Annotated in this window: 22 protein-coding genes; 6 read left to right on the top strand and 16 right to left on the bottom strand. The window is 63.3% G+C overall.

What is annotated here, in order from left to right:
- Positions 1–4 precede the first annotated feature (4 nt).
- The 12 genes from J6525_RS05600 to J6525_RS05545 form a co-directional block, all read right to left on the bottom strand.
- A complete protein-coding gene (locus J6525_RS05600; RefSeq protein ID WP_092081527.1) occupies positions 5–1378 on the bottom strand; it encodes an MmgE/PrpD family protein in 1374 nt (457 codons plus the stop codon).
- A gap of 11 nt (positions 1379–1389) precedes the next feature.
- On the bottom strand, positions 1390–2592 hold the full coding sequence (locus J6525_RS05595) for an acyl-CoA dehydrogenase family protein (protein WP_016844204.1): 1203 nt from the start codon (positions 2590–2592) through the stop codon (positions 1390–1392).
- Positions 2589–3539, bottom strand: coding sequence for a hydroxymethylglutaryl-CoA lyase (locus J6525_RS05590; RefSeq protein WP_225642660.1), 951 nt, complete (start codon positions 3537–3539; stop codon positions 2589–2591). Before J6525_RS05590 ends, J6525_RS05595 begins: the two co-directional genes overlap by 4 nt.
- Positions 3540–3549: 10 nt before the next feature.
- Complete coding sequence (locus J6525_RS05585; protein WP_176936814.1) at positions 3550–4344, bottom strand: enoyl-CoA hydratase/isomerase family protein; 795 nt, start codon at positions 4342–4344, stop codon at positions 3550–3552.
- Positions 4334–5497: a CaiB/BaiF CoA transferase family protein gene (locus J6525_RS05580; RefSeq protein ID WP_225642658.1), complete on the bottom strand. Its 1164-nt coding sequence runs from the start codon at positions 5495–5497 to the stop codon at positions 4334–4336. The genes J6525_RS05585 and J6525_RS05580 overlap by 11 nt, the downstream gene beginning before the upstream one ends.
- A gap of 79 nt (positions 5498–5576) precedes the next feature.
- A complete protein-coding gene (locus J6525_RS05575) occupies positions 5577–6386 on the bottom strand; it encodes an SDR family NAD(P)-dependent oxidoreductase (RefSeq protein ID WP_092081537.1) in 810 nt (269 codons plus the stop codon).
- Positions 6383–7777, bottom strand: a complete 1395-nt coding sequence (locus J6525_RS05570; RefSeq protein WP_225642656.1) for an MmgE/PrpD family protein — start codon at positions 7775–7777, stop codon at positions 6383–6385. The genes J6525_RS05575 and J6525_RS05570 overlap by 4 nt, the downstream gene beginning before the upstream one ends.
- A complete protein-coding gene (locus tag J6525_RS05565; protein ID WP_050387518.1) occupies positions 7777–8469 on the bottom strand; it encodes an ABC transporter ATP-binding protein in 693 nt (230 codons plus the stop codon). Before J6525_RS05565 ends, J6525_RS05570 begins: the two co-directional genes overlap by 1 nt.
- On the bottom strand, positions 8469–9227 hold the full coding sequence (locus tag J6525_RS05560) for an ABC transporter ATP-binding protein (protein WP_225642654.1): 759 nt from the start codon (positions 9225–9227) through the stop codon (positions 8469–8471). The genes J6525_RS05565 and J6525_RS05560 overlap by 1 nt, the downstream gene beginning before the upstream one ends.
- On the bottom strand, positions 9224–10261 hold the full coding sequence (locus J6525_RS05555) for a branched-chain amino acid ABC transporter permease (protein WP_225642652.1): 1038 nt from the start codon (positions 10259–10261) through the stop codon (positions 9224–9226). The genes J6525_RS05560 and J6525_RS05555 overlap by 4 nt, the downstream gene beginning before the upstream one ends.
- Positions 10262–10265: 4 nt before the next feature.
- Positions 10266–11132, bottom strand: coding sequence for a branched-chain amino acid ABC transporter permease (locus J6525_RS05550; protein WP_225642650.1), 867 nt, complete (start codon positions 11130–11132; stop codon positions 10266–10268).
- 10 nt (positions 11133–11142) lie between these two features.
- Positions 11143–12330, bottom strand: coding sequence for an ABC transporter substrate-binding protein (locus J6525_RS05545; protein ID WP_225642648.1), 1188 nt, complete (start codon positions 12328–12330; stop codon positions 11143–11145).
- Positions 12331–12707: 377 nt separating this feature from the next.
- Here J6525_RS05545 and dctP point away from each other — a divergent pair, with 377 nt between their 5' ends.
- The 5 genes from dctP (at position 12708) to J6525_RS05520 (ending at position 18638) form a co-directional block, all read left to right on the top strand.
- Positions 12708–13730, top strand: coding sequence for a TRAP transporter substrate-binding protein DctP (dctP, locus tag J6525_RS05540; RefSeq protein WP_225642646.1), 1023 nt, complete (start codon positions 12708–12710; stop codon positions 13728–13730).
- A 9-nt stretch (positions 13731–13739) separates the two neighbouring features.
- A complete protein-coding gene (locus J6525_RS05535) occupies positions 13740–14243 on the top strand; it encodes a TRAP transporter small permease (protein ID WP_057017373.1) in 504 nt (167 codons plus the stop codon).
- Between the two features lie 110 nt (positions 14244–14353).
- Complete coding sequence (locus J6525_RS05530; protein WP_225642644.1) at positions 14354–15637, top strand: TRAP transporter large permease; 1284 nt, start codon at positions 14354–14356, stop codon at positions 15635–15637.
- Between the two features lie 32 nt (positions 15638–15669).
- The gene (locus J6525_RS05525; protein ID WP_225642642.1) at positions 15670–17199 is read left to right on the top strand and encodes a class I adenylate-forming enzyme family protein; all 1530 of its coding nucleotides are present in this window, start codon (positions 15670–15672) and stop codon (positions 17197–17199) included.
- A 770-nt stretch (positions 17200–17969) separates the two neighbouring features.
- On the top strand, positions 17970–18638 hold the full coding sequence (locus J6525_RS05520; protein WP_057017476.1) for an outer membrane protein: 669 nt from the start codon (positions 17970–17972) through the stop codon (positions 18636–18638).
- A gap of 315 nt (positions 18639–18953) precedes the next feature.
- Here the strand turns inward: J6525_RS05520 and J6525_RS05515 are convergent, their stop codons facing one another.
- Positions 18954–19169 (bottom strand): hypothetical protein, encoded by a 216-nt coding sequence (locus J6525_RS05515; RefSeq protein ID WP_092081554.1) that lies wholly within the window; start codon positions 19167–19169, stop codon positions 18954–18956.
- Between the two features lie 456 nt (positions 19170–19625).
- Here J6525_RS05515 and J6525_RS05510 point away from each other — a divergent pair, with 456 nt between their 5' ends.
- Complete coding sequence (locus J6525_RS05510) at positions 19626–19889, top strand: hypothetical protein (RefSeq protein ID WP_225642640.1); 264 nt, start codon at positions 19626–19628, stop codon at positions 19887–19889.
- A gap of 534 nt (positions 19890–20423) precedes the next feature.
- Here J6525_RS05510 and J6525_RS05505 read toward each other — a convergent pair.
- The 3 genes from J6525_RS05505 to J6525_RS05495 all read right to left on the bottom strand — a co-directional run bounded on the left by J6525_RS05505 (position 20424) and on the right by J6525_RS05495 (position 23318).
- Entirely contained in the window at positions 20424–20738 is a 315-nt protein-coding gene (locus tag J6525_RS05505; RefSeq protein WP_225642638.1) for a hypothetical protein, read from the bottom strand.
- Positions 20739–20905: 167 nt separating this feature from the next.
- Positions 20906–22450 (bottom strand): ABC transporter permease/substrate-binding protein, encoded by a 1545-nt coding sequence (locus J6525_RS05500; protein ID WP_249795927.1) that lies wholly within the window; start codon positions 22448–22450, stop codon positions 20906–20908.
- 40 nt (positions 22451–22490) lie between these two features.
- Entirely contained in the window at positions 22491–23318 is an 828-nt protein-coding gene (locus tag J6525_RS05495) for an ATP-binding cassette domain-containing protein (protein ID WP_225642634.1), read from the bottom strand.
- Between the last annotated feature and the right edge of the window lie 74 nt (positions 23319–23392).

Raw genomic sequence — 23392 nt, 5'->3', positions numbered from 1 at the left:
GCGCTCATGCGTCGCCCCGGTCGTTGGTCAGGCGAAGCGAGCGGATCGACCCGAGGTCCTCGATATTCCAGAGTTGCTCGAACAGTGCTGCGGCCTGGCCCTGCTTGAACACCCGGGTCGCGCAGTCCATGAACTTATCCTGCAGTTCGTCGCGCGAAAGCGGGCGCTGCCAGCTGCCCTTGGCATGAACCACCGGCGCATGCTCAAGCACTTCGCCCGACGCCAACACGACGCTGACGCGGTCGGCCGGCGCAAACGGCTGGTCGCCCGGCATGATCTCGTCCGTCGTCGTGCAGCGGACCTTGGCGAAGGTAGCGCCGACGTCGGGCCGCGAGACGAACTCATCGGTGAGCTCGGACAGCCCGACACGGCCGGCGACCAGCGCGGCGGTCATCGCGAATTCCATGCTGAACTTGGCCTCGAGACCGGTCTGCGGGTTGGTGTTGCGCAACATCAGCCTTTGGGTGACGCCAGTGTGGACCCGAATTTCCTTCACGTCGTCGGGTTTGAGCTTGTGCGCATTCACCAGGCCAATCATCGCGTCGATCGAACGATGGGTCGCATAGCAGGTCGGATAGCGCTTCACATTGATGCCGAGATCGGCAAGCCGCCAGTTGCGGCCGATATCGATCGTGCCGTTTTCGATATCCGGCGTGCCCGATGGCGAATGGGCGCGCAGGAAGCCGGTTTGGTGTTCGAGCACATCCAGCGATGCGGTAAATCCCTGATCGGCGAGGCGCGCGGCAAGCACGCCGGATTGGGCGGTGCGGCCGGCATGCAGCGATTTGGTCATGGTGCCGAAATTGGCGACCAGTCCGGAGGCGAGCGAGGCGGCGATCGCGATGGCATGCGCGGTCTTCGTGGAGTCGAGATTGCGCAGCCGCGCACAGGCGGCCGCGGTGGCGAGCGCGCCCATCACGGCCGTCGGATGAAAGCCGCGCTCATGGAGGTGACCGGGCTCCAGCGCAATGACCTGCGCCCAGACTTCGTAGCCCGCGGCATAGGCGGCGAGCGCGTCGGCGCCGCTGGAGTCGAGCGACCAGCCTTCGGCCAGGATGGCCGGCACCAGCACGGTGCTCGGATGTCCGGCCAGCGCCACGTCGTCATAGTCGAGCACATGCGCTGCGACGCCGTTGACGAGCGCGGCATCCGGCGCCGCGAGATTGCGGCCCGACGGAACCTCGGGCGCGCCATCGTTCTGGGTGGACGCGGCCACCATCGCCGACACGATCCGCACCGGCTGCTCGGCGGCACCAGCGATCATGACGCCGACGCAGTCGATGATGCCGGTCCGCGCCGCCTCGCGGCAGCGGCCGGACAGATCGGACAGCTTGAGGCCGGCTACAAAATTGGCTGTCTGACGCGTGATATCCAGCATGGGTCGTCTCCTCAGTAGGAACGCGGAAGACCGAGCACGTGCTGCGCCACATAGGCCAGCACCATGTTGGTCGAGATCGGGGCTGTCTGGTAAAGACGGACCTCACGCCATTTGCGCTCGACGTCGTATTCCTGCGCAAAGGCGAAGCCGCCATGGGTCTGGAATGTCGTATCGGCCGCTTTCCAGGTGGCCTCCGACGCCAGCAGCTTGGCGATGTTGGCGTCTGCTCCGCAGGGCTGCCCGGCCTGGAACAGCGCGGCGGCGCGGCGGCACATCATGTCGGCGGCTTCGAGTTCGGCGTAGGCGCGCGCCAGCGGAAACTGGATGCCCTGATTCTGGCCGATCGATCGTCCGAAGACGCGCCGCTCATTGGCATAGGCGACGCCCTTGCCGAGCAGCCAGCGCCCGTCGCCCACACATTCGGAGGCGACCAGGATCCGTTCGGCGTTCATGCCGTCGAGGATGTAGCGAAAGCCCTTGCCTTCCTCCCCGATGAGATTGGCGACCGGCACTTTCAGGTTCTCGATGAACACCTCGGTCGTGTTGTGATTGACCATCGCCTTGATCGGGCGGATTTCGACGCCGTTGCCCTTGGCCTCACGCAAGTCGACGAGGAACACCGAAAGTCCGTCGGTGCGCCGCTTCACCTGATCGACCGGACTGGTGCGCGCCAGCAGCAGCATCAGGTCGGAGTGAAGCGCCCGCGACGTCCAGACCTTCTGGCCGTTGACGACATAGACGTCGCCCTGACGCTCGGCGCGAGTCTTGAGCTGGGTGGTATCGGAGCCGGTATTGGGCTCGGTTACGCCAAAGGCCTGCAGCCGCAGCCGTCCCGCCGCGATCTCCGGCAGGTAGGTCCGCTTCTGGGTCTCGTTGCCGTGACGGAGCAACGTACCCATGATGTACATCTGGGCATGCGCGGGACTGGCGCTGCAGCCGTTCGCATTGATCTCTTCGAGGATCACCGCGGCCGCACGCAGCGGCAGGCCCGAACCGCCGTATTCCTCCGGGATCAGCGCGCCGAGGAATCCCGCTTCCGTCAACGCCGCGACGAATTCGGTCGGATATGCGCTTTGGTCGTCGAGCTTGCGCCAGTATTCGCCCGGAAAGCCCTTGCAGATCTGCCGCACCGTGTTGCGCAAGTCGGAGAAATCCTCGCCCAACGCGACGGTGACTTCCATGTCGGCGGTTTGGGCGGCGTCGTGATAGTTCATGTCATATCCTTTCGGGCGGCGGCGCTGGCCGACACGCGGAACGTTTTGGGCAGGCCGGCGCGGGCGATCGCGCCGGAGAACCGTTCGCCGGGCAGCCAGCTCTCGACCTCGCGTCGCAAGGCAACCAGCCGCTCGACATCGGCGCCGGTATCGAAACCGAGTTGCTCGAGCAGGAAGACGGTATCCTCGGTGTCGATGTTGCCGGTGGCGCCGGGTGCGAACGGGCAGCCGCCGAGTCCGGCGAGGGATGCGTCGAAGGCGCGTACACCCGCATCCAGTGCCGCCGTCACATTGGCGAGACCGAGACCGCGCGTATCGTGGAAGTGGCAGGCGACCGGCAGTGGACGCACCGCTGCGATCACCGCGCCCATCAGGCGGCGAACCTGACCCGGATCGCCATAGCCGACCGTATCGGCGACGATGATCTCGTCGGCGCCCATCTCGGCGAGCCGCACCGCGATCTCGACCACTCGTGCCTCCGATACCGCCCCCGAGATGGTGCAGCCGAACGCGGTCGCGATGCCCGCACCAAGTCCGATTCGTGCTCCGGGGCGCTGATCGCGCGCCGCGGCGATGCGCGCGAAGTCCTGCAGCGACTCCTCGGTGCTGCGGCGAACATTGGCCTGGTTGTGCTCCTCGCTCGCCGACAGCACGTAGTTGACGATTGGCACACCGAGCGCGAAGGCGCGCTCGGCCCCCTTTAGATTCGGAACCAGAACCGACGGCCGCAAGCCAGGCATCGCCAGCGCGCCGCGGGCCACCTCCTCCGCATCGGCAAATTGCGGGATCACCTTGGCCGGCACGAATGAGGTCACCTCGATCTCGCGGAGTCCGGCCTCCACCGCGCCACGGCACCAGGCCAGCTTGCGCGCGCTCGGCAAGATGGTCTTGACCATCTGAATGCCGTCGCGGGGTCCGACCTCGCGAACACGAGCTTTCTCACGCATTTCGCGCCTCCTACTTGCCTTGAAAGTTGGGTTTGCGGCGCTCGTTGAACGCCAGCACGCCTTCGCGCCGGTCCGCCGTCGGGACCAGACGGTTGTAGGCCTCGATCTCGAAGGCGAGGCCATCGGCGAGCGACATCTGCAAACCGCGATGGATCGCCTGCTTGGCCTGGCGCACCGAGATCGGGCCATTGGCAGCGATGCGATGGGCGATGGCGAAGGTCGCCTCCAGCAATTCCCCTGGCGGCAGCACCCGATTGACCAGCCCCCACTGCTCGGCCTCGGCAGCCGAGAACGGCTGCCCGGACAGAATCAATTCCTTGGCGCGGCGCTCGCCGACGGCGCGCGGCAGATTCTGCGTGCCGCCGCCACCCGGCATGATGCCGAGCGTCACTTCGGTCAGCGCGAAGCGTGCATTGGTCGAGGCGTAGACGAAGTCGAGCGCCGCGGCGATCTCGCAGCCGCCGCCATAGGCCGCACCATTGATCGCGCCGATCACGGGAATCGGACAGCCCAGCAGAGCGCGCAGCATGCGCTCGAAGACCAGATGCTGCGCCTGCCAAACCTCGTCCGTCATGCCGTTGCGCTGCTTCAGATCGCCCCCGGCGCAGAACGCCTTGTCGCCGTGTCCGGTCAGGATCACCGCGCGCAACCCCTCGATGTCGGTCGAGAAGCCCTCGAACAGTTCCACCAGATCGAGGCCCATCTGGGTGTTCATCGCATTGGACGCTTCCGGCCGGTGCAACGTCACCAGCAGGATATCGCCATCACGCCGTTCGACCTTGATGGTCTGGAAATCAGTTCGCATTGATGGCTCCCTTGCTCGCAGGCTTTCGAAGAATGGCATTGTGCTGGCCGAGCGCTGGCGCAGCGGTGCGTGCGCGCGGTCGCGTACCGTCGAAGGCAAGCGGAACGCCGACAAGATCGATATCGTCGCCAGCACATCGCACCATCATGTCGAGGGCGCGGGTTTGCGGATGCTCCGCAACCTGATCGGTGGTCAGCAGCGGTGCATTGGGAACCCCGGCGCCGTCGAGAATGCCGCCAAGCGCATCGGCCGTATACTTACGCACCGCGGCCGCGATTTGCGGGATCAGTCGTTCGCGGTTGACGACCCTTGCCGCGTTGGTCGCGAAGTCGGGATCATGCGCAAGCGCCTCGAGGCTCAACGCCACGCACAGCTTGCGGAACAGATTGTCGTTGCCGGCGGCAATCATCAGCCATCCGTCGGACGCCTCGAATGCCTGATAGGGCGCGATTTCCGCGGTGCCCGATCCATAGGGCTTGCGCACCTCACCTGACGCCGCATAGCCGGCCAGCGGAACCGTCATCCACGCGAGCCCGGTCTCGTAAAGCGAGGTCGCAACGCTGCGGCCCTGACCGCCCTTGTTGCGCGCCACCAACGCGGCGAGCATGCCGATCACTGCCCACATGCCGGAGCCCATGTCGACCAGCGAGACGCCGACACGCACCGGCGGCCGGCCGCCCTCGCCGGTGACGCTCATGATGCCGGTGCTGGCCTGGGCGAGCGGATCGTAACCCGGCTTGCTGGCGAGCGGCCCCTTGGCGCCGAACGCGCCGATGTCGCACCAGATCAGCGATGGCTTCGCGGCGCTGAGCGCATCCGCGGTGAGACCAAACTTGTCCAGGATGCCGGGCCGCAGATTCTGGATGACGGCATCGGCCTCGTTCAGGATCAGCGACTTCAGCCTCTCGCAATCCTCCGCTGCGCCGAAATCGACGGTGATGCCTTCCTTTCCGCGATTGAGACTATGGAACACACTTGCCGTTCCGTTCCAGAACGGCGGCCCCCAGCCACGCGCATAATCGCCGCTCTTGGGATTTTCGACCTTGATCACACGGGCGCCGAGATCGGCCAGAATCAGTCCGGCATAGGGGGCGGCCACGCTGTGTCCGAGTTCAACCACGGTGATACCAGCGAGCGGCTTGTCAACGTCCATCAAATCCTCCCGGCTGCCGCAAGGGCCGCCGCCGTTCCTGTTGCCATCAATCGATTCATCATGTCGAGCGGCGTCGCTTTCACGACTTGTCCTGCGCATTGTCGGCAACCAGCACCGCGCCGTTGACGAAGCTCGCGCGGTCGGACAGCGCGAAGACGATCAAATTCGCGAGTTCCTCCGGCGTGCCCCAGCGCGTGTTGCGCATCGAATTGTTTTCCGACCAGCGCTTGCGTTCGGCTTCCGCCTCCTCTTCGCCCAGATTGCGCTTGGCGAGCTCGCGCTCCCATTTTGCAAAACGTTCCGGAGTATTGACGAATCCGGGAACGACGCAGTTGACGCGAATGTTGTGCGGCCCGAATTCGTTGGCGAGAATCTTGGAGAAGCGGATTTCGGCCGACTTGGCCGGACCGGTGCATGACGACAGGAACGGCGGCATCGTCACCATGATCCCGGTTTCGCCCGACACGTTGACGATGCTGCCGCCGTTCTGCTCGATCATGATCGGAATGATGCGCTGACAGATACGGAACTGAGCGAAGAAATTGATCGCCATGCCGTATTGCAGTTCCTCGTCGCTGACTTCGAGGAACGGCTTGTAGGTGCCGGTGCCGGCATTGTTGACCAGGATGTCGATGCGGCCGAGACGGTCGCGGGCGACCGCCGGCAGCCGCTCGATCTGCTTCAGATCGGTCACATCAAGCGACAGCGTTTCGACCTTGACGCCGGTGCTCCGCTCGACGTCAGAACGACATTCGGCCAGCGCGTCCTCGCGGCGCGCGCAGACCAGAACCTTGACACCCTCCTCCGCCAGCAAGCGTACGGTCTCGAGACCAATGCCCTTGCTGCCGCCGGTGACGATCGCAGTCTTGCCTTCAAGTCCAAGTTTCATTTGATCGCATCCCTTTGAGATCGGGTCAGGCGGTCGAGCAGCCTGCGCACAGGCATCGATCCGCCACTACGTGCCGAGGCGAAAACCTCGGCCGCAAGGCTGGCGCCTTCGCCGGCCGGAATTCCGGTGCCGGCCAGGCGGCTATTAAAAACCTCGGTGGCGCGGGCTTCGTGCTGGAACACCAGAACCTTGGGCGCCTCGCGCGCGGTCCGGCGAAGACGCGCACCATTTTCCATCTCCAACTCGACGGTCGCGTCGAGATGGGTGCCGACCGCGTCCGGCTCGACGATCGTCTTTCCGACGAGTGCCATGATCTCCCGGTCCTGGCGGTGCTCGACGCCCATCTCGTAGTCGAGGCGGCCGTAACGCAGCATGGCGGCGACCGCAAAGGCGGTGCTGGCCTGGGTCTGCACCGTCCGCGTGAACGGTCCCTTGAAGGACGTTCCCGGATATTGCGTATAGGGCTCCCAGATCGTCACGGTGATCCGCTTCACCTGCGACAGATCGATGCCGTCGCGGTAGAGCACATGCGCCGCCAGCACCGCCGACATGTTGTCGCCCAGGGTTGCGAACGGCTTTGCCATGATGCCGATCATCGTCGCGACATCGGGGCCTCGCTGCCATTGTTCTGGCGTGCGATCGAGGCCGGCAAGCGAGCGCAACAACCCCTTCGGTCCTTCCAGCGCATCAGGCGCCCCCTGGACGCCGCGCGCCGCAAGCTCCGCGGCAACCAGCCCGCCCTGGGCGGCGCGCCCGTTCTGTACGCGCCATTCGTCGGAGCCGCAGCGCACCGGCTCCAGCGTTCCGCCGGTCGTGCAGGCCGCGATTGCAACCGCGCTGGTGGATCTCGGTGGATCGAGCCCAAGTGCGGCTGCGGCCGCCGCCGCGGCGCCGATCGTGCCGAAGGTCGGGCTGGTCCGCACGCCCCGGCCGATCAGGCCGCGGGCAACGACTTCACCCGCACCAAGCCATTTGAGCGCGGAATAGCCGACCGTGAGAGCGGTCAATACGGTGCGCAGCGGCGCATCCAGCGTTTCGCCAAGCGACACCGCGACCGGCGCAATCAGGGATCCCGGGTGCGTCCATGAATCGTGGTCGGTGTCGTCCTGAAAATGGGCGTGAACGGCAATGCCGTTGGCGAGAACCGCCTCGGACAGCGCGGCATGTTTGCCGCTCGCCCAGATGCGCGCGGTGCGCGGTCCAGGCAGCACCTCCGCGGCCATCGCGCGCGCGGCCGCGGCCGTCGGCTCGTGTCGCGCCGCGAGCGCGAGCCCCAGCGAGTCCAGCAGGCAAATGGCTGCCTTCGTGGCGACATCCGGGGACAGTTCGCTCGCCGACGTCGTTGCGGCGAAGGTCCCGAGCAGCGCAGTGGCGTTCAAGGTAGCGGACATCACAAATACTCCTCGGCAAGCGCAACGTCGCGAATTTCGGCAACGGTGCCGCTCCGCCTGACCTCGCCGCCGCGCATCACGTAGCCGCGTGTGGCAAGCTTGAGCGCCGGACGCGCCATCTGCTCGGTCATGAGAATGGTCGTGCCTCGCTGTTGCATATGGCGGATCGCCTCGCTGATCTGCGCGATCCACACCGGCGCGAGCCCGAGAAAGGGCTCATCCAGCAGCAGCAGCTTGGGAAACGAACTCATGGCGCGCGCCAGGGCGACGATCTGCTGTTGTCCCCCCGACAATTGACCGGCCGGCTGGCTGGCGCGCTCCTTCAGGATCGGAAAGATGCCACAGAGCCAGGCCCAGGCTTGGCGCTGGCTCGCCCCGCCGTGCCAGCAGGCGCCGCTCAGGACGTTGTCGGCGACCGACATGGTCGGGAATACGCGGCGCCCTTCGGGCGAATACCCAATTCCGGCCCGCGCGCGCCCATCGCAGGATACGGCACTGAGATCACGGCCTGCGAAGCGCACGCTGCCGTGCGAGGCCTGGACCAGACCGATGATGGCGTTGATCAGGCTCGACTTGCCGGCGCCATTGGCGCCGATCAGCAGCACCGTCTCGCCCTCGGCGACGTCGATCGAGACGCCGCTGATTGCCGTGATGCCGCCGTAGCGGACTTCGAGGTCTTTCACCGCCAGCATCAGGCCGCCTCCTCATCCACTGTCCCGAGATAGGCGTCGATGACATCCTTGCGTGCCAGGACGTCGGCCGGAGCGCCTTCGGCCAGGACACGACCGGAATCGAGCACCAGTATTCTCGGACAGAGGCGGCGCACGAGATCCATGTCATGCTCGACGATCAGGACCCCGCAACCGAGCTCCGTCCTCACGTGGCGCACGAAAGCATCGATCCGCAGGCGCTCCCGCCGCTCGAGGCCGGCCGCCGGCTCGTCGAGCAGCAGGACTTTCGGCCGGGCGGCGCAGGCCAGAATGAGACCGAGCATCTTCTGGAGCCCGTACGGCAGCTTGTCGCTCTGCTCGTCGAGCTGCGGTTCAAGCTCGAACTCGTCGATCAGCGGCGCGACGCTGTCCCATCCGGGCCCACTGCCGCTGAAGCGAAGGGCCCGCGAAATATTCTCGCGGACCGATGCCGTACGGAAGGTGTTGGTCTGTTGGAAGCTGCGGATAATTCCCATGCGACTGACGGCATGCAGCGGCTTGCCGGTCATATCCTTGCCGTCGAGCCGCACCCGGCCGGTGGTCGGCGGCAGCATGCCGCAAATGACGTTGATGAGCGTGGTCTTGCCGGCGCCGTTCGGCCCGATGACGCCAAGGACGTCGCCTGGTGGGATGGCGAAGCTGATATTGTCGAAGACATGCAGCCCGCCGAAACGCTTGGAGATGGCTGCGACCTCGAGCAGCGCGCCGCCGTCGGTCCGTCCGGTGCGTTCGGTCGTCATTGCAGGGGCTCCATCGCATTGGGCACACTCAGCGTCGGCGACGAGGCGACGGTGGAAGATCGCGACGGCGACGGTGGCGAAAACACGCGGACGCCGAGGCGATGGATCGTCCCGACGACGCCCTCGCGCGCGACCAGCACCACCACCACGATCAGGAAGCCGAACAGGAACTGGGAATACTCCCCGCGCAATGCGAAGACATCTCCCGCCCAGATCAGCAGAGCGCCACCGACAACCGGGCCAAGCATGCTGCTCTTCCCACCGATGATCGCATAGGCAATGTAGTTGACCGATGACAGCGCGCTGAACGAGGTCGGATGGGCGGTGAGCAGCATATTGACGAGGGCGAAGCCGGCGAGCCCGGATACGCCCGCGGCGATGGCGAAGCCGAACGCCTTGTAGTGCCAGACGACGAGACCAAGACTCTGGGCGAGCAGTTCGTTCTCCTCGATCGCCGCGAAATGCTGGCGCAGCGTGCGGGTCACCGCAGCGGTGACAATGGCGCCGGCGAGCGCCAGCCCGATCGTGACTTGCAGCACCGCGCGGTTGTCGGCGAGCTCCAGCCCGAACAGCGTCACCGCCGGCATGCCGACCAGTCCATTGGATCCGCCGGTCCATCCCGGCGTTTCAAACAGCAACAGTTGCGTGATCTCGGTGAGGACGAACGTGACCAGCACGAAATAGACGCCCGTCAGACGTAGCACCAGCGCGCCGAGCGGCAGCGCAAATAGCGCCGGCACCACGAAGCTCGCAAGCCCCAGCAGCAGCACATCGGTCACGCCGTGACGAAGCCCCAGGATCGCGACGGTGTAGCCGCCGATTGCCATGAAGGTCGGCACCGCGAAGGTCATCAGATTCATGCGCAGCATGATGTAGACACTGAACGCGGCCGTAATCGCGATCAGCATCTGGTTGGCCAGCGAATAGACCATCGGGTTCTGGCTGAGCCAGGGAACTACGAAGGCGACCGCGATAACCACGACGCTTGCTGCCTCGGCCAGGTCGCCGCGCTTGGAAAGGGTGCGGGCTGTCATGTGCTCAAGCTCCCCGAACCCGGTGACCGAACAGACCCGATGGCTTGACGACCAGCATGACCAGGACGAGCACGAACAGCGCGAGTGCGCCCTTCGACCCACCGAGATAGACCGCAGAGAACGCCTCCGCCATGCCGACGATGAAAGCCGCGACTGTCGCACCACCGACGCTACCGAGACCGCCGAGAATGACGATCAGGAAGGACGTCGCCAGCACGGGATCGCCGATATGCGGCGCGAGCGACAGGATCGGTGTGACCAGCGCGCCGGTGAGGCCGGCGAGCCCCGTCGCCAGGGCAAAGGCGGCCGGAAACAGAATCGCCGGACGCAGTCCCTGCGCCGTCGCCACCGCGCGGTCATCGGCCAGCGCACGCAGCGCGCGACCGAAATCGGTGTAATAGATCAGGCCGTAGATCGACAGGATCCCGACGATGCAGACGCCCAGCACCACGAGATTCTCGATCGGCACAAAGAAGCCATGGCCATGAATGACACCGGTCAATGGAAAGGCGAAGGCCGGAGACTGCGGTCCGAACACCACCAATATGCCGCTCGACATCATCAAATAGAGGCCGAGCGTCAGCATCAGCGTCGCCAGATGATCGTCAATCACGCGATCCAGCACGAAGCGTTCGAACAGGAATCCGAGCAGCATGGTGCCCAGCGCCGCGCAGATCACCGCCAGCGCGTAGGGCATGCCGAGATACGTCACCGCGGAATAGGCGAGATATCCTCCGAGAACGTAGAAGCCGCCATGCGCGAAATTGACGACTCCGAGAATGCCGAAGATCAGGGTGAAGCCGAGGGCGAGCAGCGCGTACTGCGCACCCAGGCTGATGCCGATGAGGCAGGTGGCGACAAAACCTTGCACGGAGTACCCGCTACTTGCCGCCGGCCGCTTCGACCCTGATGGTCGGTTGCAGCTTGCCTTTTTCCACGAGTCCGACGCCGAACGGGAACGACAGTTCCTGGTTGATGCCGAAGAAATCCTGCCCGATCCAGTGTCCGGGACCGATATTGGGATCCTCAACCGGCAACGATCGCAGGGCCTCGGCAACCTTGGCCGTGTCCGAGATGGTACCGGCCTTGGCGATGGCTTTGGTTACCATGCGGGCGGCGGAGACCCACTGAAAGAACAGATTGTTTTCCGGCCGTTCGGCACCGAGCAGCTTCTTGTACTCGTCGGCGATCATTTGCACTTTCTCGTCGATGAGAACCGGCTCGTACCAATAGAAGTCCTTCAGCACCTCGTCGCCACCGGCGACGCGGGAGATTTCGGTGTATCCCGGACCGCCGAGACGTCCGATCGGTCCCTCAAAGCCAGCCTGACGCAATTGCTTCACGATGATGCCGGCGTCGCCAGGGGGCGATGAAGCGAGATCGACGGCGTCGGGCTTCGCGTTCATGATCCGGGTCACGATCGGCGCGAAATTGGTGGTGCCACGCTGATAATATTCTTCGGAAGCTGTGATGCCGGTTCTCTTGTATGCGTCGGCGTCGACGCTCGCGATATCCGTGCCACCCTGGTCGTTCGGCGCGACCAGCACCACGCTCTTCATGCCGAACTTCTGCTTGGCGATCTTGATGATCGGCTCGGCCCAGCCCGACGGACCCGGCCCCATGTGGAAGACCAGCGGCAACTGCGGCGATAGCGCATCCTTGGCGTAGCCGTTGCCCATCACCAGCATCGAATTGCGCTTGGCGATCGGCTTCACGCCGGTGAGCTCGGGCGAGCCGATCGGACCGATGATGAATTTAACGCCCTGCCCTGCCAACGTGTTGGCTGCAGCGGCGGCGCCTTCGGCCGTGTATTTGCTGTCGATGGCAACGACGTTGACCTTGCATGGCGCCCCGTCGACCTTGATCAGGCCGTCCCGGTTGGCCTCGGCAGCGACGAGTTCGACCGCACCGCGCAGCGCGAGGCCCCATTGCGCAGCGGGACCCGACAGAACGCCGACGACGCCGAGCGTCAATTCCTGTCCCGCCGCCATCACCGAAACATTCGAACTGGCCAGCGCAGCGCCGATGGCGATGCCGGACAACAGCAGATCTCTCCGCGTAGTGCTCATCACTCCCCCCGTAATTTGTTGCGGCTCATGCGCCGTCCACTTGTTGCGTGGAAACCCGAAGCGTTCCGCTCCGGGGCCGCGCGTATCGCTCGGCGCCGGGACGCTAGGCGCGCGGAGGTCGCCTTGTCAATGAAACGTTTCATGAAAAATAGGGCAGATCAGCTATGCTTGAGATGAGCCACCGTTCCGGACATGCAATAAATATAAATAATAACAGTATGTTGCACTATTGATCGAACGATCCGTCAGAACTCCAAACGACACGCCGCTACCGACACCCCTGTGCAATGAAACGTTCCACTTGAATCAACCTGGCCTGCCCGTTAGCTTCCGTGACCCGTCGCGGACAGAAGACGACGGCCAAGGGGAGAAACTCGATGATGCGGGGCGCCGTGACGGCCGTGCTTGCCGTGCTTGCGATTCAGTGCAGCCAGGGAGCGCTAGCAGCCGAAACTCAGTTCAAGCTGCGGGCTTCGGTGGACACGTCGGCCACACACGGACGGACATTGTCTGCCGCCGACTACCTGAAGAAGCTGCAGGAAAAATCCGACGGCCGGATCACGACCGAGCTGTTCCACAGCGGCCAGTTGTTTCGCGACCGCGACGTGGTGAAGGCGCTGCGTCAGGGCGCCGTCGAGATGGCGATCCCCGGCACCTGGGTGCTGACCGGCTTCGTCCCCGATGCAGACGTCTTCCAGCTGCCGGCATTTTTCGGGCAGCCCTATCCGGTGGTCTATGCTGCTGCCGACGGCAAGATCGGCGAGATCATCAACAAGCAATTCGAGAGCAAGCTCGATGTCAAATTGCTCGGCCCCTGGCTGCAGCTCGGATATCAAAACACCTACAGCACCAACAAGGCGATCCGCGACTTCGCCGATCAGTCCGGCATGAAGATCCGCAACTCCGGCGGTGCCGGACAATCGGCGCGGGCCAAGTTCTTCAATGCAACGCCGAACGTCACAGCCTGGCCGGACGTACCGTTGGCGCTCTCGCAAGGCACGTTCGACGGGCTGAGCTCGACCGATGAAAGCCTTGCCAGCGCAAAGCTCTGGGAATCCGGCGTGAAATATGGATTTGCGGATCGCGAATTCGTCGGGTTCTACGTGCCGATGATCAGCGAGAGCTTCTACAAGAAGCTGCCGCCGGATCTCCAGAAGCTGGTCGTCGACCTCTGGCAGGAGAACATCCAAGCTTACCGCAAGAGTATGGAAGAAGCTCAGACCGAGGCGCGCCACACGCTGGAAAAGAACGGCATCGTGTTCGTTTCGCCGTCCGAGAGCGCGCTCGCTGCGGTCCGCGCCAAGATGCTGCCTTTGCAGGACGGCATCGCGAAGGAGTTGCGGATTTCGCCCGCCTTGCTGCTGCAGGTGCAGGCGGACGTAACGACCGTCGGCCATTGATTGCCACCCATGATGAAGATCTGGAACAGGCTTGAACTCCTGTTGATAGGAGTTCTTGGTGCCGCCGCGCTGACGGTCGGGACCGCTCAGGTCATCGGCCGTTACGTGAACAAGAATTTCGCTTTCATCAATGGCGAGGAGGTAGTGGTCTATCTGACGGTCTGGGCGGTATTTCTGGCGTCGAGCCAGTTGGTCCGGACCGATGGGCATGTCAGGCCCGACGTCGTGCTGCGACTGTTGCCGCCGCAAGGGCAAAGATGGGTCGAGGCATTCAACTGCTGTGTCGCGATCTTGTTTTGTGGCGGCTTGGCCTATTGCGGCTTCCAGGTTGCCGACGTCGCCCGCAGCCTCGACGAGCGCAGCATCACGGGCCTCGAATTCCCGATGTGGATCTACTACTCGGCCATCCTGACCGGCGCCGTGCTGATGCTGTTGCGCTACGTCATCAAGCTATATTTGCTCGTCTTCCGCTTCGATCCCGCCACCATGGTCATCGCCGTTCACGATCACTGAGCGATCGGCGGCGACGTCAGCCGTCTTGATGACCGATCTGCCATCGGCAAACTGACCGTCGTGGTCCCGCATCGGGACGCTTCAGGTCCAGCTACAGCGAGACCGACACGATGTGGACGATGCTTTTCCTGCTGATGTTCTTCGGGCTGCTCTGCGCGGGAATGCCGATCTTTCTGGTGTTGGGTCTCTGCGCGGCGGTCCTGTTCGGCTTCAGCGACCAGCCTCTGGTGGCGATCGCGCAGAAGATCGCCGATGAAATGAATTCCAGCACACTGATGGCCTTGCCCCTGTTCGTGATGGCCGCCGCATTCATGCGGCGCGGCGGCGTCGCCAAGGCGCTGGTCGATGTCGCGATCGCCTGGTTCGGACGATTGCGGGGCGCACTCGGTCTCGTGACGGTGGTGTCATGCACCCTGTTTGCCGCGATCTGCGGCTCCTCAGTTGCGACCGCGCTCGCCATGGGCACCATTCTGGTGCCGGCGATGATCGAGCGCGGCTATCCGCGTCATTTTGCGCTTGGCGTGGTCGGCGCTTCCGGCACGATCGGCATCGTGATTCCTCCCAGCCTGTCGCTGATTCTTTACGGACTGATCGCGGAGCAGTCCGTGCCGCGCCTGTTCCTGGCCGGCATCATGCCCGGGCTGCTGCAGGCAGCGATGTTCTTCGGCTGGGTGTTCTACTACTCGCACAAATACGAGCTGCCGCGCGAACCGTCCGTGCCACGCGCCGAACTGGTGCGGATGAGCCTCAATGCCCTGCCTGCGCTGTGCGTGCCTTTCATCGTGATGGTCGGAATCTACGGCGGCCTGATGACGGTCACCGAAGCAGCTGCGGTCTCGGCCACGGTGGCTCTTCTCGTCAGCCTGTTCTTCTATCGCGGCTTCAAGGTCAGCCAGACGCTCGAGGTGATCGCCGAGGCAATCAAGAGCGCCGCGACGATCATGATCATCGTCGCGACCGCTTTGGCATTCGGCCACTGGATGACGGACTCGGGCATCCCGGCCTCGCTGGTGAAGTTCACGCTCGACAACCAGCTTCATCCCTGGCAATTCCTGCTCGCGATCAACGTGCTGCTGCTCGTGCTCGGATGCTTTCTCGAGGTCGCCGCCACGCTGCTGGTGGTAATGCCGATCCTTGCGCCTGCGCTGAAGCCGCTCGGAATCGATCCCGTCCATTTCGCGATCGTCTTCACCCACAACATGGAGATCGCGCTGGTTCATCCCCCGGTCGGACTGAACCTCTACGTGCTGGCCACGATTTCCACGGCGCCGGTCACCGAAGTGGTGCGCGGCGTTCTGCCGTTCCCCGGCCTGCTGCTGCTGTGCCTTGCGATCATCACCTATGTCCCACAGCTTTCGCTTTGGCTGCCCAATCTGGTCTATGGCGCGGGCTAGCAGCGCGGATGGTCTCGACGGAGAGTTCGAGCATGTCATCGAAATCAATCCATTGGGCCGGCGAATTCTCCGCGCTCGCGCTCCGCTACGGCAACAGGCCGGCCGTCGTCGACGCCGCCGGCACAACGTCCTATGCGGAGTTGTTCGCCAAAGCCGCCGGCGTTGCGGATGCCCTGATGCAGGCCGGGATCGGCCCGGCAGATGCCGTGGCTACATTGTTCCGCAACAGCGCCGACGCCGTTGCGGCCACTTTCGGCGTCATGCTGGCGGGTGCCGTCGAAGTCCCGATCAACCCTGCGCTGAGCAGCGACGAACGCGCTTACTGCCTCGCGGTCGCCAACGCTCGCCTGTTGATCACCGGCGCGGCCCTCGCGACCGAAAAGGCCGCCGGCAGTCCGAACATCATCGAGGTCGAAAGCATCGAACGGACCGCGTTGGATCCGGCCGCCTTCCTGCAGGTCGACGGCGACGCGCCGGCGCGTATCGTCTTCACCTCTGGTACCACCGGACGCCCGAAAGGCGCGGTTCACAGCCAGATCGGCCGCTGGACGGCCAACATATTGCTGCGGGCGAACCTGCCGTTCCGCCCGGACGCCGGCAGCAACGTCCTGCTGATGACGCCATTCTCGCACGGCTCCTCGTTGATGACACATGCCTATCTGTCGTCGGGTGCGGCCGTGACACTGCTCGACGGCGTCGACCCGGCGCGCGTGCTTGATATCCTCGCACGCGGCGCATGCGATGCCATGTTTGCGCCGCCGACCGTGCTGGCAAAGATCGTGGCTGCCGCGGGCACGCGCCAGTTCTCGTCGCTGCGCACGATCTTCTGCGGCACGGCCGTGCTGAAGCCCACGCTCTACGCGCGCGTCAAGGAGATGTTCGGCCCCGTGGTGCGGGTCACCTATGGCAAGAGCGAAGTATTCAATCCGATCACCGTGCTCGAAGCCGAGGAGACCGAGTCCTGGTATGCATCCGGAGGCGAGGACGCCTGCGTCGGCTGGCCCGCTCCCGGTGTTGAGATCGTCATTCGCTGCGAGGACGGCCGGCCCGCCGCGGCGGGCGGCGACGGCGAGGTTCTGATCCGTGCACAACACCTGATGACCGGGTATCTCACCGCCGAGGGTTTTAGCGCGCTCGCACCGAATGAATTCCACGAAACCGGCGATCTCGGCTATCTCGATGCACGCGGCCGGCTGCACCTCACCGGCCGTAGCGCCGACGTCATCAAATCCGGCGGCTACAAAGTAGCGCCGGAAGAGGTCGAACGATTGCTTGCGCCGGCGCTGCAGCCATCGGAAGTCGCGGTGGTCGGCATTCCCTCGGACTATTGGGGCGAGGTCATTCTTGCAGCGGTGGAAAATCCCGCACCAGGCTGGGAGGAGCGCATCAATCGCGTGGTGCCGAACATGACCGACTACAAGCGTCCGCGCCTGCTGATTGCCCTCGACGAATTGCCGCGCAACGGAATCGGCAAGATCCTCCGCGGCGCCATTCGCACCGACGTGCTGTCCCGGTTCCGCATCACCGAAGGGCCGCGGCCGCGGCTCGAAAAGCGCTCCTAGTTCAGCGCGAGCGACGAAGCCGAGTTCGCGTTGCAAGCGCAGAGAATGTGGCCGCATTACGGGCACTTTACTCCGGCCGAACGCACAGCACGCCGTTTTCACGAGAACGGCACCGTCCAGCGAACGAGAAGGCTTACGTAGCGCCCCAATCGACAACCTGTCGCCATTACGTGGCGTTTGCCCCAATAGTTGGAGTCGTGATCGCCGCCCTTGGCCTTATTTCGTGGCTCATCGGACGAGTCTGCTGCGACATCCTCTCCGGTGATTGACACAGCCTGGTTCAGGACTCCTATCATCGGGACGCTGCCCTGCATTATCGCTGGATCAATCTGTCAGAGATATCGGGCGGGGTGTTGCGCGCACGCAAACGGACCGCGGCGCGGGGCTGGTAAGCGTCGGGGCCTCCCACTTCGTTCCGCTACGGGACAGAAGGCCGATAGTGACTCTTCCTTTTGGCTCGACAAGCGCCGCAGGCCCGCGCTTCGCTCTCGGTCGTCTTCGAGCTCGCCCCAGTTCCATGCGAAGATAGTCATCTATCCACCGACGCGTTGCGCCGGGACGTGATCTGCAATGCATAATGCGCGTCACGAAAGTTCCAAACTCGCCTAACGCCAATTCCAAACTCGCCTAACGCCAAGCGTCTCTCGCCCTTGCCGTGAGCAGCCCGCGTTTGGCGCCGCCTGTTGCAGCCAAGTTACAGCAATTCCGCACGTGTCTGATAGGCGATGAACTTGGGGCTGGGCTAGTACAAGAAAGTTGGAATGAAAAAGATGAAGAAAATTCTGCTTGTCACCGCCAGCATGATCGCGCTCGGCGCGGTCGCGCCCGCTTCCGCGGCTGATCTCGCGCCTCAGCCCTACACCAAGGCTCCGCCCTATGTTGCTCCGACCCCGATCTACAACTGGACCGGGTTCTACATCGGTGGTCACGTCGGTGGTGCGTTCGGTGGCAACGACAACGTCCTCGCCCCCGGCTTCGGCGGTGGCAACGACGGTGTGTTCATGGGCGGCGTGCAGGCTGGCTATGATTACCAGTTCGCGCCGAGCTGGGTGCTGGGTCTTGAAGCCAACTATAGTTTTCTGGATACCAGTTCGAGCTTCGCCAATCGTGGCCTCGGTTCGGTAACCGGCCGCCTCGGCTACACTTGGGGTCCGGCGCTGCTTTACGTCAAGGGCGGCTATGCCTGGGCTGACACGCGCTTCTCAAACGGCTTCGGCGGCGACGGCGGCCGTGACGGCTACACCGTCGGTGCCGGTCTCGAATACATGTTTACCCAGAACTGGTCGGGCAAGCTCGAATACCAGTACTATGACTTCGGCACCGTCAACGTGTCCGATTCTCTCGGCTTTATCGGCAGCTTCCGCAACGACCAGCACACCATCAAGGCGGGCTTGAACTACAGGTTCAACCTGGGCGGCCCGGCCGTCGCCAGGTACTGATCGCTCGCTTAACTCCAAGCGACATGAGAGCTCCGGGCCAAACAAAGGCCCGGAGCTTTTTCGTTGGAACGGTGGTTCCTCCTGGATTGGAAGCCTCTAGCGCGGTCGATTGACGCACGTTGACGGACTGATCCGTGACGACATGACGCACGACGATCAATGCGTCATGGAACTGACCTCCAAGGGACGATGGCAGCTAACGCTCATCGGGCTGATGGAGCGCGAACAGGAGGCCCGTTGCGAGCGGTTCGGCCGGGCTGGTTATTTGGACAGGCCGGTCGGATTTGCCGCGTGGGCGCCGCGCGCTGCGAAGCTTCAGCGCCGCTGCCTGATCTGCACGGCCTTCAGATAGTCGGCAACCTGCTCAGCCCAATCGGCGGGTGGCGCCACGCCTGTAACTTGCGGGCTGCGACCGCAGCCAACGCAGATCGGCTGAGTGTCCTGATCGCTCTCGAAGCTATAGGCATCCGCGCCGTCGGTAATCACGCACGGCGTCATGTCGGAGCGCTTGCGGTCGCAGCGTTTCATCATGGCCTCCGTTCCCCGGCGAGTGCTAGCCGACACACTTTGCGAGTCCAGTGCTGGATCATGAGTCGCCCACCACCGCCGAGGAGAATGCAAAGTGAAACGCATTCGATGGAACAGCAACACACGTGGGTGTTTTGGTTGTTGATTGATTATGATGCAATCGTGACCATGGAACCGGTGCTGTTGGCACGGACTGCACATCCCATCACGAGGCGGTTGTGATCTCATTGCGTACATCGGATCGACCGAGCACGCGCATCGGCTCGGCCAATCCGAAATACTGGCAAAGACGGCTCCGGCGCGGCCCTCAGACAGCACGTCGGGGCCGTCGCTTGCGTCAGCGGAGCTTGCGAGATGGGTGACAGCCATCGAGTGCCAATGTCGGATATGCACGCGCGCGTGTTGACGCGGCGTTGAGGCGCTCAATAGCTTTGCCGGTTGGGGTGGCTTGATGCGGTGATGGCGATGTCCAGAATAGAAGTGAGCGCGGAAGAGAAGGAATTGATTCTAATGCTGCGCGAATGGAAACGCGACGTGCGCGGATTTGGGTCGTCCGAGGTTTTGATTTCACGCCAGCATGGACGCGGATGGGAAATCAGGCTTGCGCTCAACGCGGATCAAGTGTCGTCCATCGGACTGAGCTTCGGCCTGGCTTGGAATGCACTGGCGGCAACACAATTGGGTGCCGCACGAAGGACGACCTGCGTTGTGCATGAACCATGATACAAGCAGGACAGCGGAACCAGTTGCGTTGGCACAAAGTGCACTTCCATCCAAGGCCGAGTGTGATCTGATCGTCATTCGGATCAGCCGAGCCCCACAGCGCATCAAACTCGGATAGGCCGAAGCACTGGCGAAGACAGCTTCGACGTTGAAGCCCCTCAGACTCACGTCGGAGCCGTCGAAAAAGGTGGCGCCAATGAAAAATCGAACAGGCACCGAATGGGCCATCATCGCCGCTGAATGCTGGCTCGCAGTGGTCGCGGTGGCGATCTTGCTGATCGCGCTACACCCGGAAGTTGGCTGATTGCGACACGCGCGGCTGTCGGGATCTAAGGGACGATTTTGGTTAGGGCTGGTGCCCAAGCGCATGGCGCAAGTCGAGATTCGTCCTCGCCTTCAGGACGACCGCCGCAGACGAGCGAGCGGAGCATCGCCGCCCCCGTTTGGCGAGCGCCTTGATCGCGTCTACTGCTCAGGAATCCGAGAGACGGACCACGCGGCCGGCGATACCTAGAACAGCGTCTCGAACATGCTTCAACGAGCAACCGTAGACGGAGATTCACGAGTTGCGCTGTTGGGCGCGTCGTTCGACTGTTCGGCAGCAACGATGGAACGAATCTCGTCAATCCGTCGACAAGCGCGGATCGCACACTCTCTCAACTCATCGATCGATTGGGTTTCTGCCCGCGTCTTTTCAACCGCTTCGATTTGCGAATTGAGGGCTGCAAGTTCTGCCTGGAGCAGCTCAAGTAGCGATTGGTTGGAACCAACCGCCCTTTCCACTCTTTTTGCCCGCATTGTCATCCCCAAATACGGTTGTACATTCGTGACAACGATTCGTGGCGTCATTATGAATCCGAATGCCCCCAGCTTGAGCCGGGGCCTCGCGTCATGGCAAAAACGCTGCCGAACTGATCGTTCATTGCAAGGCGCGCCATTTCGTTCGCGACCTCTAGCGCGCCCCATCTGCGATGGTCGAACCTCGAACGAGAACGCCCCTGATCGTGTTCGCGTATTTATCGCGACTGCAAATGCACGGCCTTTGCCAGGGCTCGCGCCGCCTCTGCCGGAGAAGCCTTGTCCGTATCACCGTCGACCATGAGGTTAGCGGCGCGCATCGCCTCAACGGGCACCGAGCCGACAAGCGGAACAAGTGCTCGCTTCAGCCGCGCATCGGCGGCACGCTTTGGCGAGATGAGGATCAGCGCATCATAGGAAGGTATCGCATGCTTCGGGTCAGCCAGTACGAGCAGATCAAGCGCCGCGATACGCCCGTCGCTGGAGAACGCGGAGACGACGTCGGCCTCGCCGGCCTCGAGAGCGTGATACATGATCGTTGGATTGAACGAGCGTCGCGTTCTGAACGACAGACCATAGGCATCCTTAAGCGAGCGCCATTCCGGTCGCCCCAGGAACTCAAGGTCATCGCCGATGGTGAGTTGAGGTGCAACACGAGCAAGATCGGCAATCGACCTGACGTTTAGTGCCTGCGCTCTCTCCCGTTTCATCGCGAGAACGTAGGCATTTTCGAAACCAAGCGCGCCGAGTACCGTGACGCCCCGGTCCGCTTTCATCCAGCGGACGATCTCCGCCTGCATCTCCTCGCGCGGTGGCATGTCGGTGCGACCGATAACGTTGCGCCAGAGCGTGCCGGAGTAATCGACGTAAGCATCAATGTCATTGTGAGCCAGCGCGCGAAAGGCGATAGCCGAACCGAGCCCATCCTTGCGCGTTACGCCGACTCCTTCAGCCTTCAGCCGGTCACCCATCAGGTCCGCCAGAATGAACTGTTCGGAGAAGCTCTTCGCGCCGATGACATAGGTTTCTGCTTCGTTCGAGAGCAGCGGCGCGAAACCGGCGAGCGTACCGAGAGCAAGCCCGGCGATGCCGAACAACACACGCTTCCTGCTGCGTCCAGACGCCCCTGTCTCCACAAGACCGAGACAGAAGTCGGTGATCAGAGCAAGCCCGGCCGCGGCGATGCAGCCGAACAGCACGGAAACCCAGTTCTCGGTTTGCAACCCCGTAAAAATGTAATTGCCAAGGCTAGTTTGGCCGACGGGCGTGGAAAGCGTGGCTGCTCCAATCGTCCATACAGCTGCAGTCCGCACCCCGGCCATGATGACAGGCGTGGCGAGCGGCGCCTTGACGCGTGTCAGAATCTGCTGAGGCGTCATACCAACGCCTTCTGCCGCTTCGACGATAGCTGGACTGACGCCGTTCAAGCCAACCACACTGTTGCGCAAAATCGGAAGCATCGCATAGAGCGTCAATGCGATCAGCGTCGGCAAGAATCCCAGCGCGGGGATGCCGAAGCCGAAAAGCCGTGCCGTCAATGTCGAGAGCGCAAGGAGCAGCGGATAGAACAGTGCGAGCAACGCAAGTCCCGGTATGGTCTGGATCAAGCTGGCGATGGCAAGCACCAGCCTACGTAGCCATGGTCGTTCCGCTGCGAGGGCGGCCAGCGGCAGGCTGACGAGCAGTCCAAGCGCCAGCGCCGTGGCGCAAAGTACAATATGTGGTGTGAGATAGGTGGGAAGCAGGCGCCAGGCGTCAAACAAAGCGTCTAATCGGGCACTGGAAAGCAGCTCCGCGCCGGCATCAGGCACGGGCAGATCCGTTCCTGGTCGCAAGCGCGGCGATGCGTTCCGCTTGACGTCGCGGCACTTCCATCAAGGCGGTCACGTCCGGATCGTCGGAACCAGAGCCCATCATCAATGTGTGCGGCGTATCGTCCGCGAGCACGCGGCCGTTCTTCATGACGACGATTCGATCAGCCATCAGCGCAGCTTCCTGGATGTCATGGGTCACCATCAGGGTCGTCATGCCGAACCGGTCGTGCAGCTCGCGGTAGGAAGAACCCAGGCTGTCGCGGGTGACAGGATCGAGCGCACCCAGCGGCTCGTCCATCAGAACAATGCGTGGTCGGGCGGCGATTGCACGCGCGACGCCAACCCGTTGGCGCTGACCTCCGGACAACATGTGCGGAAAGCGGCCGGCGTAATCCTGCGGCAAGTCCACCATATCCAGCATTTCGGCCACCCGCGCTTTGATCTCGCTCGCCTGCCAGCCACGCAATTTGAGTGTTACGGCAATGTTGTCGGCAACGCGCATGTGCGGAAACAAACCGATCCCCTGAAAGACGTAGCCGATGCTCCGCCGCAGCATCGGCGGTTCGGCTTCGCTGACAGGGACTCCGTCGATCCTGACTTCTCCAACGTCAGGATCGACCAGTCGATTGATGGTCTTCAGCAGTGTGGTCTTGCCGGATCCCGAGCCGCCCACGAGCGCGACCAGTGAACCCTGCTGCACGTCGAGCGATACGTTGGAAACAGCAACGCTCCGCCCCCCATCGTAGGATTTCGATACAGCATCGATCTCGATATACGGCACGGAATTAGACGGATTCGAAATCGGCGAAGCTGTCATGAACAGGGCCTCCCTGTAGACTGCAGAACTGGCAGAAAATGACCAAGCGGGAGTCAGGGCATGATCCGCTTGGA

Source organism: Bradyrhizobium australafricanum (genome assembly GCF_020329495.1).
Classification (GTDB): Bacteria; Pseudomonadota; Alphaproteobacteria; order Rhizobiales; family Xanthobacteraceae; genus Bradyrhizobium; species Bradyrhizobium australafricanum.
The sequence above is the reverse complement of the archived record's forward strand: the minus strand, read 5'-3'. Positions and strand labels throughout refer to the sequence as shown.

Coding starts and splice junctions, on each gene's coding strand:
- J6525_RS05600 (WP_092081527.1), bottom strand. CDS start 1,378: ATGCTGGATATCACGCGTCAGACAGCCAATTTTGTAGCCGGCCTCAAG.
- J6525_RS05595 (WP_016844204.1), bottom strand. CDS start 2,592: ATGAACTATCACGACGCCGCCCAAACCGCCGACATGGAAGTCACCGTC.
- J6525_RS05590 (WP_225642660.1), bottom strand. CDS start 3,539: ATGCGTGAGAAAGCTCGTGTTCGCGAGGTCGGACCCCGCGACGGCATT.
- J6525_RS05585 (WP_176936814.1), bottom strand. CDS start 4,344: ATGCGAACTGATTTCCAGACCATCAAGGTCGAACGGCGTGATGGCGAT.
- J6525_RS05580 (WP_225642658.1), bottom strand. CDS start 5,497: ATGGACGTTGACAAGCCGCTCGCTGGTATCACCGTGGTTGAACTCGGA.
- J6525_RS05575 (WP_092081537.1), bottom strand. CDS start 6,386: ATGAAACTTGGACTTGAAGGCAAGACTGCGATCGTCACCGGCGGCAGC.
- J6525_RS05570 (WP_225642656.1), bottom strand. CDS start 7,777: ATGTCCGCTACCTTGAACGCCACTGCGCTGCTCGGGACCTTCGCCGCA.
- J6525_RS05565 (WP_050387518.1), bottom strand. CDS start 8,469: ATGCTGGCGGTGAAAGACCTCGAAGTCCGCTACGGCGGCATCACGGCA.
- J6525_RS05560 (WP_225642654.1), bottom strand. CDS start 9,227: ATGACGACCGAACGCACCGGACGGACCGACGGCGGCGCGCTGCTCGAG.
- J6525_RS05555 (WP_225642652.1), bottom strand. CDS start 10,261: ATGACAGCCCGCACCCTTTCCAAGCGCGGCGACCTGGCCGAGGCAGCA.
- J6525_RS05545 (WP_225642648.1), bottom strand. CDS start 12,330: ATGAGCACTACGCGGAGAGATCTGCTGTTGTCCGGCATCGCCATCGGC.
- dctP (WP_225642646.1), top strand. CDS start 12,708: ATGATGCGGGGCGCCGTGACGGCCGTGCTTGCCGTGCTTGCGATTCAG.
- J6525_RS05535 (WP_057017373.1), top strand. CDS start 13,740: ATGATGAAGATCTGGAACAGGCTTGAACTCCTGTTGATAGGAGTTCTT.
- J6525_RS05530 (WP_225642644.1), top strand. CDS start 14,354: ATGTGGACGATGCTTTTCCTGCTGATGTTCTTCGGGCTGCTCTGCGCG.
- J6525_RS05525 (WP_225642642.1), top strand. CDS start 15,670: ATGTCATCGAAATCAATCCATTGGGCCGGCGAATTCTCCGCGCTCGCG.
- J6525_RS05520 (WP_057017476.1), top strand. CDS start 17,970: ATGAAGAAAATTCTGCTTGTCACCGCCAGCATGATCGCGCTCGGCGCG.
- J6525_RS05515 (WP_092081554.1), bottom strand. CDS start 19,169: ATGATGAAACGCTGCGACCGCAAGCGCTCCGACATGACGCCGTGCGTG.
- J6525_RS05510 (WP_225642640.1), top strand. CDS start 19,626: ATGGCGATGTCCAGAATAGAAGTGAGCGCGGAAGAGAAGGAATTGATT.
- J6525_RS05505 (WP_225642638.1), bottom strand. CDS start 20,738: ATGACGCCACGAATCGTTGTCACGAATGTACAACCGTATTTGGGGATG.
- J6525_RS05495 (WP_225642634.1), bottom strand. CDS start 23,318: ATGACAGCTTCGCCGATTTCGAATCCGTCTAATTCCGTGCCGTATATC.